The sequence below is a fragment of the Aquabacterium sp. genome (assembly GCF_041915145.1).
In the GTDB taxonomy this organism is placed as follows: Bacteria; Pseudomonadota; Gammaproteobacteria; order Burkholderiales; family Burkholderiaceae_C; genus Aquabacterium.
Window position 1 is genome coordinate 1 of sequence record NZ_JAYSBZ010000078.1, and the last position, 13,334, is coordinate 13,334.

The 13,334-nt window shown below is 70.1% G+C and carries 11 protein-coding genes; 7 read left to right on the forward strand and 4 right to left on the reverse strand.

What is annotated here, in order from left to right; all coding sequences use genetic code 11:
* Window positions 1-223 precede the first annotated feature (223 nt).
* From tssA to ACE3SS_RS12865, 7 genes are all read left to right on the forward strand, one after another.
* Window positions 224-1,333 (forward strand): type VI secretion system protein TssA, encoded by a 1,110-nt coding sequence (gene tssA / locus ACE3SS_RS12835; RefSeq protein WP_374594533.1) that lies wholly within the window; start codon window positions 224-226, stop codon window positions 1,331-1,333.
* A gap of 67 nt (window positions 1,334-1,400) precedes the next feature.
* On the forward strand, window positions 1,401-2,579 hold the full coding sequence (locus tag ACE3SS_RS12840; RefSeq protein WP_374594535.1) for a GGDEF domain-containing protein: 1,179 nt from the start codon (window positions 1,401-1,403) through the stop codon (window positions 2,577-2,579).
* On the forward strand, window positions 2,576-3,733 hold the full coding sequence (locus ACE3SS_RS12845) for a GGDEF domain-containing protein (RefSeq protein ID WP_374594537.1): 1,158 nt from the start codon (window positions 2,576-2,578) through the stop codon (window positions 3,731-3,733). The genes ACE3SS_RS12840 and ACE3SS_RS12845 overlap by 4 nt, the downstream gene beginning before the upstream one ends.
* A gap of 87 nt (window positions 3,734-3,820) precedes the next feature.
* Window positions 3,821-5,005: a GGDEF domain-containing protein gene (locus ACE3SS_RS12850; protein WP_374594539.1), complete on the forward strand. Its 1,185-nt coding sequence runs from the start codon at window positions 3,821-3,823 to the stop codon at window positions 5,003-5,005.
* Window positions 5,002-6,123 carry a diguanylate cyclase gene (locus ACE3SS_RS12855; protein ID WP_374594541.1) on the forward strand — a complete coding sequence of 374 codons (1,122 nt, stop codon included), beginning with the start codon at window positions 5,002-5,004 and terminating at the stop codon, window positions 6,121-6,123. Before ACE3SS_RS12850 ends, ACE3SS_RS12855 begins: the two co-directional genes overlap by 4 nt.
* Before the next feature lie 16 nt (window positions 6,124-6,139).
* On the forward strand, window positions 6,140-7,261 hold the full coding sequence (locus ACE3SS_RS12860; RefSeq protein ID WP_374594543.1) for a diguanylate cyclase: 1,122 nt from the start codon (window positions 6,140-6,142) through the stop codon (window positions 7,259-7,261).
* 10 nt (window positions 7,262-7,271) lie between these two features.
* On the forward strand, window positions 7,272-8,486 hold the full coding sequence (locus ACE3SS_RS12865) for a GGDEF domain-containing protein (RefSeq protein WP_374594544.1): 1,215 nt from the start codon (window positions 7,272-7,274) through the stop codon (window positions 8,484-8,486).
* Here the strand turns inward: ACE3SS_RS12865 and ACE3SS_RS12870 are convergent.
* The 4 genes from ACE3SS_RS12870 to ACE3SS_RS12885 form a co-directional block, all read right to left on the reverse strand.
* Window positions 8,471-9,322: an OmpA family protein gene (locus ACE3SS_RS12870; protein WP_374594546.1), complete on the reverse strand. Its 852-nt coding sequence runs from the start codon at window positions 9,320-9,322 to the stop codon at window positions 8,471-8,473. The genes ACE3SS_RS12865 and ACE3SS_RS12870 overlap by 16 nt on opposite strands.
* Before the next feature lie 43 nt (window positions 9,323-9,365).
* Entirely contained in the window at window positions 9,366-10,442 is a 1,077-nt protein-coding gene (tagF, locus tag ACE3SS_RS12875; protein WP_374594547.1) for a type VI secretion system-associated protein TagF, read from the reverse strand.
* Between the two features lie 21 nt (window positions 10,443-10,463).
* Complete coding sequence (locus tag ACE3SS_RS12880; protein WP_374594549.1) at window positions 10,464-11,429, reverse strand: T6SS immunity protein Tli4 family protein; 966 nt, start codon at window positions 11,427-11,429, stop codon at window positions 10,464-10,466.
* Window positions 11,430-11,506: 77 nt separating this feature from the next.
* Window positions 11,507-13,237, reverse strand: coding sequence for an esterase/lipase family protein (locus tag ACE3SS_RS12885; RefSeq protein ID WP_374594551.1), 1,731 nt, complete (start codon window positions 13,235-13,237; stop codon window positions 11,507-11,509).
* Window positions 13,238-13,334: the final 97 nt, after the last annotated feature.

Below are 13,334 nucleotides of genomic sequence, written 5' to 3' on the forward strand. Positions count from 1 at the left end.
CTCCCGCCGCGCCGCGCGCCACGCCGGCGCCGGCCGTGGCCACGCCGTCAGCCCCCGACGACGACTGGGAAACCTTCTGACCGGGCGCGTGCGGCGACGCGCGCGACTCCCCCTTCCAGGCGGCCCGCACTTGCGGGCCGTCGTCGTTTCGGGGGCGGTATTTTCGCTATCCTCCCCGGCCACGCGCCGGCATCGTCGCCCGCGCCCCCAGGGAGTAGACAACATGCATGCAGACTTGACCACGCCCGACACCGGGTTCGCCGCCGACCCCACGCTGGCCCCGCTGCTGGCGCCCGTGTCCGACGCCGCGCCGTGCGGCGACGACCTGTCGTATTCCGTCGAGTTCGACGCCCTGGCCCGGCTGCGCGAGGCCGACGACCCCAGTCTCGATCAGGGCGAGTGGGTCACGCCGCTCAAGGTGGCCGACTGGCCCGGCGTGGCGCGCGGCGCGGCCCGGTTGCTGACCGAGCGCAGCAAGGATCTGCGTCTGGCCGGCTGGCTCACCGAGGCCTGGGCCTGCACCGACGGCTACCGCGGCTTGGCGCGCGGCTTGCGGCTCACGTCTGGTCTGGCGCAACGCTACTGGCCGCATCTGCACCCGTTGCCCGAAGGCGGCGACCAGGAAGAGCGCGTCGGCACCGTGGCCTGGCTGCTGGCCCGCGTGCGCGAGCAGGCCCGGCGCCTGCCGGCGGTGTGCGGCAAGGGCGCGAACTACTCGCTGGCCGAGGTGGCGCAGGTGCGGGCCTCGTCCGCCAGCGCGACGCCGGCCACCGACCCCCGGCTGCAGGCCGACCGCCTGACCCGCGCGCTGCGCGAGATGTCGTCGGCCAGCTGGGCCGAGCAGGTGGGCGCGGCCCGCGAGGCCGTGCAGGCGCTGGGCGACTTGCAGCAGGTGATCGACCAGCACCTCGGCGAGCACGGCCCGAGCTTCGTGCCGGCCCGCGAGGCGCTGGCCGAGGCGGCCGCCGACCTCGAGCGGCTGGCGCGCGACTCCGGCGCGTGGGTGGGGGGCGCCGCGCAGGCGTCGCCTGCCAAGGGCGAGGCCGCGGCCGATCGAGCGGCCGCGGGCGCCGTCGAGTCGTCGCAGGGGGGTGCCGGCGGCGCCGGGCCCATCGCCAGCCGGGCCCAGGCCTTGCAGCGCTTGCAGGAGGTGGCCGATTTCTTCCGCCGCACCGAGCCGCACAGCCCGGTCGCCTACCTGGCCGACAAGGCCGTGCAGTGGGGCAACATGCCGCTGCACGAGTGGCTGCGCGTGGTGCTGAAAGACGCGGGCAGCCTGTCGCACGTCGAAGAACTGCTGGGCGTGCCGGCCGCGGGCGGCGACGCGGGCTGACGCGCCCTCAAGTTCGGCGCGGCGGGGTCGATCACCAGGGATCGCCTCCTGGAGCACGTGCGTACTCATGTTGCCGACCCCGCTTGCCGCCGAGCTGACCGAACCTGCCGTCCAGGCCGGGGCGCCGGCCGTGGCGCGCGGGCCCTGGCGCCTGATCGGCGACGCCGTGCTGGGCACCGAGCCGCGCCAGCGCGTGTGGTTGCGCCGCACCCTGCTGTCGGGGCTCATGTATCTGCTGTTCAACCTGCTGCGCTGGGCCGGCGCCGTGCACGGCCTCGTGCCCTGGCGGTCGGCGCAGGTGGTGGCCGCCTACGAGATCACCGGGTTTCTGGCGCTGTACGCGGTGCTGCGCAGCGGCCGCACCCGGCACCTGCGCGACCCCGCGCTGACGCTGTTGCAGATCCTGCTCGGCCTGAGCGCGCTGGTGCTCAACTACGCCTTCGTCGAGGCCAGCCGCAACGTGGCCTTGCCGCTGCTGTCGCTGGTGCTGGTGTTCGGCATGTACCGCCTCACGCCGGGGCAGATCTTGCTGGCGGGCGGCGCCACCGTGGTCATGCTGCTGGCCATGCTGCTGGTGATGTGGCGGGTACACGAGCCCGGCTTCGACGTGGCCGAGCAGTCGCTCAACGTGGTGCTGGCCGCCGTGACCCTGCCCATGTTTGCGATGGTGGCGCGTCGCCTGGCGCAGATGCGGCAGCGCAACGTGCGGCAAAAGGCCGACATGGCCGAGGCGATCGAGCAGCTGCACCACCTGGCCACGCGCGACGGCCTCACCGGCCTGGTCAATCGCCGCCACATGATGGCTCAGCTGGCCGACGAGCAACTGCGCCTGGCGCGCAGCCAGCGCGCCTGTTGCGTGGCGCTGCTCGACATCGACCACTTCAAGCGCGTCAACGACACCCACGGCCATCAGATGGGCGATAGCGTGCTGATCGGCTTCGCGCGGCAGGTCGTCGAGGTGCTGCCCGGCCCCGATGCCGTGTGCCGCTGGGGCGGCGAAGAATTCCTGGTGCTGATGCCCGAGATGGCGCAGGCCGAGGCCCGCGCGGCCATCGAGCGCCTGCTGAGGCGCATCGACATCGCTCTGCCCGCGCATGCGGACGGCTCGCCCTGGCGCGTCACGCTGTCGGCCGGGCTGGCCGAGGTGCGGGCGGGCGAAACGCTGCAGCGCGCCATCGAGCGCGCCGACGCGGCGCTGTACCGCGCCAAGCAGGCGGGGCGCGATCGCCTGGAGCTGGCTACATGAGCGCCGTGCCGCATTTCGCATCGCCCCCGCGCGAGGGCGAGCGGGACGGGCTGACGTGGCTGCTCGGCGCCGACCCCGCCCTGCGCAACGCCATGAGCTTCACGCTGCTGGCCTCGCTCATCTGCCTGCTGTGGATGGGGGTGGAGATGGATGCCTGCCGGCGCGGCGTCGTGTCGGAGCGCATGCTGGCCGTCGTGCTGGGCATCAACGCGCTCGGGCTGGCCTTCTTCAACACCGCCTTGCGCAGCGGCTGGAGCCGGCGCTTCGCCGACGTCGGGATGACGCAGTGGCAGATCATCTTCTCCGCGCTGTCCATGGCCCTGGCCTACGTGGCCGTGCCCTACACCCGTGGCGCGGCGCTGCAGGCCATGTGCATCTCGCTGGTGTTCGGCATGTTCCGCCTCACGCCGCGGCAGATTCTGCTGACGGGCGCGGTGTCGTCCGGCGTGCTGCTCGCGGCGGTGGGCCTGCTGGGCGCGCATCCGGGGCGGACCTTCTCGGTGCGCGACGACCTGCTGCCCGCCCTGGTGGCCTGCCTGGTGATGCTGATGGTGTCGTTCGTGCTCAGCCACTTCGGCCGGCTGCGCCTGGCGCTGTCCGAGCAGCGCCGCGCCTTGCGCGACACGCTGCAGCAGGTCGAGCAGCTCGCCACGCGAGACAGCCTCACCGGCCTCTACAACCGCCGCCACATGCAGCAACTCGTCGAGCAGGAATGCCTGCGCCACCTGCGCAGCGGCACGCCGCTCACCATCGCGCTGCTCGATCTCGACCACTTCAAGCGCGTCAACGACACCCATGGCCACGCCGTGGGCGACGAGGTGCTGACGGCCGCCGCGCGGGTGCTGGTCGAGAGCCTGCGCAGCACCGACCTGATCGGCCGCTGGGGCGGCGAGGAATTCTTGCTGCTGCTGCCCGACACCCCGGCCGCCAATGCCGTGCCGGTGCTGCACCGCTTGCGCGACGTGTTGCGCGAGCAAGTGGTGGCGCCGACCGTGCCGGGTCTGCGCGTGACCTTCTCGGCGGGCGTGATCGAGCACGACAGCGCGACCACGCCGCGCCAGGCGCTGGAGCAGGCCGACCAGGCGCTGTACGCCGCCAAGGCCGCCGGGCGTGACTGTTGTTGCACAAGCGGCGCGGCGCAACATCAAGTTTGAAGGCCGCCGGCCGAAGTTACAGCGAATGGCCCTCCAACCTCAATTCACCGTTGCCGTCGAGCGCGCCGCGTTCGTGAAGTGGTTCACATGACCGCCCGCTCGCCAAACGACAGCCTGCGTCGCCGCAGCGACTGGGTGCTCGGCTTCGACCGCACCGTGCGCTCGCGCGTGGCCGTGCAACTGCTGGCCTGGGCCGTCTACCTCGGCTGCGACCTGGCGCTGTTGGTGGGCATGTCGCTGGGCGTGGTGCCGGTCACGCTGGGCTGGGCCTTCATCTCGTTCACGCTGATGGCGCAGCTGGTGATCTACCTGCTGCTGCGCTCGGGGCTGACCGACGAGCTCGAAGACCCCAGCCTGATGCTCGCGCAAAGTCTGCTGGCCCTGACGATGGTGGCCGTGGGCTACGCCATCGCCGGGCCGCTGCGCAGCTGCGCGCTCATGCTCGCCGTGATGGTGATCGTCTACGCCATGTTCGCCCTGACGCCCAAGCAGACGCTGGGCCTGGGGCTGTACGCCGTGCTGACCATCGGCGCCGTGATGGCCCTGATGTCGCAGCTGCGGCCGCACGAATATCCGCCGCAAGAAGAGTGGCTGCGCTTCGGCATCGTGGCCGCCACGCTGCCGGTGGCCGCGCTGCTCGGGCAATACGTGAGCGGGCTCAACCAGCGCCTGCGCGCCGAGCAGCAGGAGCTGCACGACGCCCTGGCCTACGCCCAGGAGCTGGCCACGCGCGACGCGCTCACCGGCCTGGTGAACCGCCGCCACATGATCGAGATGGCGCAGCTGGCGATCGTCCACGAGCGGCGGCGCGGCCACGCGTTCTGCCTGGCGCTGATCGACCTCGACGGCTTCCGGCGCATCAACGACGAGCACGGCGACGCCGTGGCCGACGACATGCTGCGCGCCTTCGCCCGCGTGGCCACCCGCACGCTGCGCCACAGCGACGTCACCTCGCGCTGGGGCGGCGACGAGTTCCTCATCCTGCTCACCGAGACGCACCCCGACTACGCCATGATGGGCCTGCGCCGCCTCACGCTGGAGCTGGCGCGCGGCTCGCTGCTGCCGCGCCTGCCGCAGCTGCGGCTGACCTTCTCGGCGGGCCTGGCGGCGCATCGCGCGGGCGACACGCTCGAACACACGCTGGAGCGCGCCGGGCAGGCCTTGCACGAGGCCAAGCAGCGCGGCGGCAATCAGGTGGTCTGCCCCGACTGCAGCGCCAGCGCCGACCAGGCCGAGCGCTCCGGCGCCGGCCGCGAGGGAGGGGCGACATGAGCTGCCCGACCTGGCTGCAACCGGTGTCCCGCGTGGTGCTGGGCGCCGACCCGCAAATGCACCGCCGCGTGCTGCGCACGCTCATGGCGGCCTACGTCTACCTCATCTGCATGCTGCTGATGATGCGCGGCGTGTGGCTGGGCATGGTCGATGAACGGCTGGCCACCTGCCTCAACCTCTACATGACGGCCGGCGTCATCGGGTTCTACGCGGTGCTGCGCGCCGACCTGACGGTGCGCTGCCGCGACTCGTCGCTGGCGCTGCCGCAGTGTCTGTTCGCCATCACCTCCATCGTGGCGGCCTACATCATCGTCGGCCCGGCGCGCGGCACGGTGCTGCTGCTGCTGGCGCTGGTCATGGCCTTCGGCATGTTCAGCCTCACGCCGCGCCAGACGCTGGCCGTGGGCGCCTTCGCCGTCATCCTGCTCGGCGCCGCGATGGCGGTGATGTGCCGCATCAAGCCCGACGACTTCCCGATCCAGGTCGAGGCCATCAAGTTCGGCATCGCGCTCAGCGTGCTGCCCACCATGGCCCTGGTGGCGCACCAGGTGAGCCAGCTGCGCGAGCGTCTGCTCAAGCAGCGCCGCGAGCTGCACGAGGCGCTGGCCCGCGTGCAGGAGCTCGCCACGCGCGACTCGCTCACCGGCCTCATCAACCGCCGCCACATGCAGGAGCTGCTCGACCAGGAGCTCAAGCGGCAAGAGCGCAGCGGCGCGTCCTTCTGCCTGGCCATCGTCGACCTCGACTTCTTCAAGCGCATCAACGACACCCACGGCCACCACGTGGGCGACGAGGTGTTGTGCGGCTTCGTGCGCGAATCGATCGAGGTGCTGCGCAACGCCGACATGATGGCGCGCTGGGGCGGCGAGGAATTTCTCATCCTGTTCCCCGAGACGCGCGCCGAGCAGGCCCTCAACGGCCTGATGCGGCTGCGCGAGCACATGGCCGGCAAGGCCTTGTCCGAAACCGTGCCCGACCTGGTCGTGACCTTCTCCGCCGGGCTGGCCGAGCACGTGAACAGCCACACCCTGCGCCAGACGCTGGAGCGGGCCGACCGCGCGCTCTACGCCGCCAAGGCCAGCGGACGCAACCGCTCGGTGCTGGCGCCGGTGAGTTGAGCCACGCTGGCGGCCCATGAGCGCGCGCCCCTTGCTCGACGGACTCGGCCGGCTGCTGCTCGGCGCCGATGCCGAGCAGCGCGCTCGGCTGACGCGCTTCATCAAGCTCGGCCCGATCTACCTGACCTGCGCCGCCGTCACCCTGCATGCCACGACGGCAAAGATGTTCGACCCGCTGCACGGGCACCTGCTGGCCGCCTATCTGCTGGTGGGGTACGCGCTGTTCTGCGCCGCCTTGCGCGCCGGTTGGAGCCTGCGCGCCAGCGACCGCGACATGGCGCTCGAGCGCGCCTTCTTTTCCACCGCCGCCGTGGTGGCCGCCTACGCCTGGGGCGGCCCGGCGCGCACCAACGCGCTGATGCTGTTCTCGCTGATCCTGGTGCTCGGCCTGTTCAGCCTGCCCCCGCGCCAGCTGGTGATGGTGGGCTACAGCGCCGTGCTGATGCTGGGGGTGGTCGTGGCCTACAACACCACCGTGCACCCCGATCGCTACCCGCTCAAATGGGAGCTGATCCAATACGGCTTCGTCGCCTGCTGCCTGCCCTCCACCGCCATGGTGGCGCGCCAGGTGCAGCAGTTGCGCGGCAAGCTGCAGCGCCAGCAAGACGAGCTGCGCGCCGCGCTCGAACATGTGCAGACGCTGGCCCGGCGCGACGCGCTCACCGGCCTCGTCAACCGCGGCCACATGCACGAGCTGCTGGCGCAGGAGCTGGCCCGGCAGGATCGTGGCCACGGCAGCCCGTGCTGTCTGGCGCTGTTCGACCTCGACTTCTTCAAGCGCGTCAACGACGCGCACGGCCACCACGTCGGCGACGAGGTGCTGCAAGGCTTCGCGGGCACCGTGCAGCCCCTGCTGCGCGCCGGCGACGTGTTCGCGCGCTGGGGTGGCGAAGAATTCCTGGTGCTGTTTCCGCGCACCGGGGCGGAGCAGGCGGCCACGGCGCTGGCCCGCGTGCAGCAGGCGCTGGCACGAGCCGAGGTGGTGCGCGAGCAGCCCGCGCTGCGCATCACCGCCTCGGTGGGGCTGGCCGAGCGCTTGCCGGGCGAGCCGCTCGATGCCTTGCTGGAGCGCACCGATCGCGCGCTCTATCTGGCCAAGTCCGGCGGACGCGATCGCGTGGCGCTGGCCGCGGCGTGAGAGGCGGGTCATGTCCACCCCCGAATTCACCCTGCCGACCGAGCGCAGCTGGCCGGCCCGCGCGGCCCAGCGCGTGGGCGACGTGGTGTGCGGGCAAGAGCGCGCCGTGCGCGTGCGCGTGCGGCACCAGCTGCCGGCCACCTTCGTCTACCTCTGCTGCGCGGCGCTGCTGATCTCGGGGCTGGCGCAACACCTGATGCCGCGCCAGATCGGCATCCCGCTCTTCATCTTCATGGTGGCGGGGCAGGCCATCTTCTACGGCCTGCTGCGCAGCGGCTGGAGCCTGCGCTGTCGCGACCCCGGGCTGATGCTGCCGCAGAACCTCTTCGCGCTGGTGGGCATCTCGGTGTCGTATGCCATTCTCGGGCCCGTCCGCGGGGCGCCGTTCATCCTGGCCACGCAAGTGCTGGTCTACGGCATGTTCACGCTCACCCCGCGGCAGGCGGCGGGGCTGGGGGCCTTCTCGCTGACCTGGTTTGGCGCCTCGATGTGGCTGATGAGCTGGCTCGACCCCCTGCGCTTTCCGCCCGACGAAGAACGCGTGCGCTTCATCGTGCTGGCCGTGACGCTGCCCACCGTGTCGATTTGCGTCTACCGCGTCGCCCAACTGCGGGCCCGGCTCGTGCGGCAAAAGGGCGAGCTGCGCGAGGCGCTGGAGCGTGCCCAGCGGCTGGCCACGCACGACGCGCTCACCGGCCTGGTGAACCGCCTGCACATGCAGGAGCTGCTCGACAAGGAACGCGCCCGGCAAGACCGCTACGGCGGCGGGTTCAGCGTGGCCCTCATCGACCTCGACCACTTCAAGCGCGTCAACGACACCCACGGCCACGGCGCGGGCGACCGGGTGCTGCAACGCTTCGCCGCCGTGGCCACCGAGGTGCTGCGCGAGACCGATGTGATGGCCCGCTGGGGCGGCGAAGAATTCCTGGTGCTGTTCCCGGCCGCGCGGGCCGATCAGGCCTTGCCGGGGTTGCAACGCTTGCGCGCTCGCATGGCGCAAGAGGCTTGTCTGCCGCAGCAACCCGCGCTGCGCGTGAGCTTCTCGGCGGGGCTGGCCGAGCACCGCACCGACGAGCTCACGGGCCAGACCCTGGAGCGCGCCGACCGCGCCCTCTACGCCGCCAAGTCAGGCGGCCGCGACCAGGTGCGCCTGGCGGCCGCGCCCGGCATCGAGCCCGGCGAGTCCGCCCAGATCGTGCACCTGCCGCCTCAAGAAGCCAGGTGAAACTCGATGCGCCGGTTGCGCGAGCGGCCCTCGGGCGTGTCGTTGCTCGCCACCGGCTGATCCGGGCCCGCGCCCGAGGTGGCGATGCGGCCCGCCTCGATGCCCTTGCCCACCAGATACGCCTTCACCGCGTCGGCCCGCGCCTGCGACAGCGCCAGGTTGCTGGCGCGCGCGCCTTGCGCGTCGGTGTGGCCGACCACCTCCACGCGCTTGCCGCCGAGCCGGCCCAAGGCCTGCGCCATCTCGTCCAGCAGCGCCTTGCCCTGCGGCGTCAGCACCGCGCTGCCCGGCTGGAACTCGACGATGCGATTGGCCAGCGCGCGGTCGAGCAAGCCTTGATCCACGCTGCTCACGCGCAGCTGGTTCTTGATCGTGTACGTCGGGTTCAGGCTCGTCGCCAGGTCGCTGGCCACCTGCTGGCGTTGCGCCTCGTTGCCCACCTCGCCCTGCAACTCGATGTCGTTGCCCCGCACGCTCAGGCGCCCGCGCGACACCTGCTTGAGGTTGGGAGACACCATCTTCTGCACATAACCGGCCCAGTTAGGCGGCGCCACCACCGAGCCCACCTGCAACTGATCGACCACCCGGTCGGCGCCATACACCTCGCGCAACTTGCCGACGATCGCGGCCCGCGTGGCCTCGTCGGGCACCAGCCCGCTGGCGATCACCGGCGCCGTGCCGCTGGCCGCGGGGGTGCCCGCCGAGGTGGGCGGCAGGGCCAGCGTGGCCGACGCGGGCGCCCCTTGCGCGTGGCCGGTTGGCGCGAGCAGCGCGCTCAGGCACAACGCGCTCAACCGGGTGGCGAGCGTGGCTCGCCGCTTGAACAACAAATCCATCGTCAACTCCCTTGATAACCGTGGCCGAGCGCGCGGCAGCCGCTCAAGCCGCCGCCTCGAACGCCTCGCGAAAAGTCGCCATCACCTGCTTGAGCGACAAGGCCGGCTCCTGCAGATAGCCCGACAACTTGCGCAAGGGTGGCGCGGCCCCATCCGCCTCGCTCACCCAGTCCTCGACCCACTCGGCGGCGCTCACGTCGATCACCCGCTCGCCGGCCGTGGAGGGGTCGAGCAGACCCTGCAGCAGCGCGCTCGACGCCCCGGCAAACCCCAACAGCATGCGCGGACGCGGCAGGCGCGGCGCGAAGAATACCGCCAGCTCCACATCGGTGCGCGCCGCAAAGCGCGCCACCAGCGCCAGCCAGAACGCCGCCACCGCCGAGCGCTTGGCGGGCTCGGGGGGCAGTGGCAGCGCCAGCGCCTTGTCGATGCCCTCGAAGCCCTGCCGCAGCGTGGGCTCCAGCAGCAAGCCCAAGGCCAGCACCGTCTGCCGCAGCGACGGCGCCGGCGCGTCGCCCAGCGGACGCAACATCGCGTCCAGATCGGCCAGCGTCGTGCCAGCGGCGAATTTTTCAAAGCTCGCCAGATGCGCGTCGGGCGCCGTGTCCACCTGCACCGAGTCCGCCGTCAACTGCGGCTGCGCGTCATCCAGATCCGGCGCCGCCTGCGCCAGCCGAGCCGACGTGGCCAGCCGCGACCACAACTTGGTCAGCGCCAGCGGGCTCATCGCCATGAAACGAGCGGGCTCGGCCACGTCGAAGGTGCCCGTCGTCATGAACGGAAAGCGCCGCCCCGACGCATCCTGGCTGGGCACCACATACCCCGCCAAGCCCACCGGCTGGCGCGGGCCCAGGAACACAAAGTGCAACGGCGTGGCGGCGTCGAACGTCATCTTCCAGCGCACGTCCTGGCTCATCGAGTCCATGGCGCGCGACACCCACGCGTCGAGCTGCTGCATCAACGCCGGCTGCTGCGCGCCGCGCACGAAATCGCCGCGCGACGGCAGCTTGCCAAAGTAGTCCAGCTTCACGCTGGTCGGCCGCACCATGCGCTGGCCGCTGGCCACGTGTTGCGCCGTGCTGAAGCCCAGCGTGCTGTGGGCGAAGTCGGGGGTGGTCATGAGTGATTCGACGGGATCAAGTTATTTCGCGGGCACGCGCAGGCGCACCGAGGCCATGAGCCGGTCCCACAGGGCGAGGACTTCGTCATCGGTGAGCGATGCGGCGGTTGAGCCGGCGTTGTTATTGGCCACGCCGGTGAAGAGCGAGGCGTCCCACGAGGGGTTGTGGTGGTCGTACTGCTTGCCGGCGTATTCGAACAAGAACTCGTGCCAGACACCCGGGCCGTCGTCCTTGCCCAAGGGGTGGCGGAACAAGGCCTCGCTGCCCCGGCCCTGCTGCACCTTGAGCTTGCCCTCGCGCAGCGTCTTGACCTTGCTGAACAGCGTGGCCAGCGGGGCGACCAGCAGGGCCGCGCGCTTGGCCTCGGCGCGGCGAGCCTCGAAGCTCTCGCCCTGATCCGCGTCCTTGTTGGACGACACCGAGAAGCTCACGTCGGGCCACTCGGCAAAGCGCAGGCCGACACCGAAGATCTCTTGAAACTTGCCGCTGTCGTCGGCGATGAAGCCTACGTCCAGGCACACGCCGGGGTCGGCGGGGATGTCGCTGGGGTCGCGGGGGCGGAGGTGGGTGGCGACGTAGGTGATGTTCCTTTGAAGGTCTTCAGGGGTTTCTTTGTCTCCAGTCTCGTCGGGATAAATGAAGCCGTGGGGGCCAGCAGCAAGAAAGCCCGTCGCGTTCTGTAATCCCACCTGTTTGGCGAATTTGTCATCCCAGTAAGTCAAGAGCCAACTGCCAGACGTCGGTCCGGCGGTATACGCAATCACTTCAGCTTTTTCTTTTGTGAGGGCCTTCGCTTGAATTTCATCCTGCTTCGCCTTGGCTCGACGCGCCAATGACTTCACGTCGTTGGGCAAGGATTCAATGTCCGGCCCGAATGCTTGCGGCCCAGGTACCACGGTGGCACTCGCCGGCACATCCAGCACAAAGCGACCAAAGCACACGGGCTTGGTCTTCTCAAACAATTTGTCGATGCGGGGCGTGGTCATGTTGCGGGCCTCGGTGTGGCAAGAGATGCAAAGGGTGAGGGGCAGGGCGAGTAGGGCGCTGGTGAGCAGGCGGCGCATCATGAACAGGTCTTCCACGTAAAGGCTTGCAAGGCAATCTTGCACACGGCGTGCAGGGTGCTCGACAGTACAGCGTCATTCCCGTAGCTGGCTTGGTGGTCGTAGCCGGTTTGCTGATAGGCGATGCGGGCCTTGCCCTGGCGGACCGGGTCTTGCGCCGAGCGCTCGGCGGGCACGGTGCCATCGCCTGACTGAGCGGGCTTGGCGATGGCGGCGCTGAAGCGCTGGCCAGCATGTTGGGGCAGCCCGTCGCGTAACACGATGCAGCCATCGCCGTCGTCGAAGTCGGTTTGCCACCCGGTGGCGGCTCCTTCAACGTGCAGGTCCTCCAGCCCCAGCTGTTGGACCAGTCCGCCGTGCAGCAGCGGCGCTTTGCTGGTTTGCCATGTCACTTCACCCCAAGCCTTTTGCTGAAGATCGGCGCCGTAGCTCAGGTAGGTGGACGGATGGTAAGTAGTGCCGATGTCCTGATGAAACTCCTGCGCCAGATGGAGTTTTCTGATCGTGGATTTGATTGATGAGTCTTTGGCATTCGCTGGATTCACCCACTCCTCATTGATCAACCGATACCACTTGTCCCTCACCGTGTAGATCTCGGCGTACGGGTCGGCCTGGGGCAGCGACAGCACCTCGGTGCCGTCCACCGTGGCCTTGAGCCAGTCGGTGCCGTAGCGCTCGCTGGGCAGCAGTTGCAGGCCGCCCGGTGCGTTGGCCAGCACGGCGGTGACCTTGGGGCCGGTGTCGCCCACCACTTTCTTGAAGACATAACCCATGAGCCCGGAGCCCTCGAAGCCCATGCGGATGCGCTTGTAGGCCGCTGCCGCGCCCACCGCCGGCATGGCGCCGTGCACGATGCCGGCCACCACGTCTTGCGCGTTGCCGTAGTCGGGGTGGATGAGCGCGCGGCCCACCAGGCCGCCCATCGAGTGGGTGACGACGATCACTTTGTCGCACTCGAATTGCAGCTTTTGGTAATAGGCAATGATCTCGCGGATGCGCTTGGCCACGTCCTTGGCCGATTCGCCGTTCGAGCGCAGCCAGTTGTAGCCGATGGCGTGCACCGGGTACCAGGCATCGCTGACGGTGGCGAGCTCGTCGGGCGTCAGCGCTTCGCCACCTGACGCGCCCCAGGTCTTGGGGTCGATGCTCACCGCCGGGCGTTGGCCGGCGGTCCAGCTCGTGCGGGGGCGCCCGTCCAGGCACATCTGATTGAGCCGGGCTTCAAGGGTCTGCAGCAGTTCGCCATAACTGCTGAAGAACACTTCGCTCCAGCCGCGCAGGCGGGCATGGCGGTCGCGATCATGTGGGTCGGGCATGCTGGCGGCGGTGCCCGGCACATGCAGGTAGGCGACGTCGGCGACGTTCTTGTGCCGCTTGTCGGCCCCGGCCGCGTTCAGGTCGTAGCGATCGACTTCGGTCGCCTCGGGGTCGAGCGTCATCTGGCGCTGCGCCGGGCTCTTGAAGATCATGGCGACCGCGTCCATCGTGGCCTCGGGGCGCCAGGCGATGTCGGTGCGCTTGTCGAGCTTGGCTTGCCGCTGCCGGCTCAAGCGCAAATTGCTGCCCATGATGCCGGGGATGAAGACCACCGGGATGGCGCGCGCGGGCAGCACATGCATCTCGCAGCCACGCTGGTCGTCGGTGGGCGTGCTGAGCGACTGGGCCGATTGCGTGCCGTCGGCATGCACGCGGGTGGTGAGGATGTCGGGGGTGCTCGTTGCGGTGTTCAAGATGTGCTCCGATCAGGACGAGACGGTTTGGCGCAGCACTTCGACCGTCAGCAACTCAGACTGGCTGGCGGTGTCGAGCACCGGGCTGCGGCCCTGG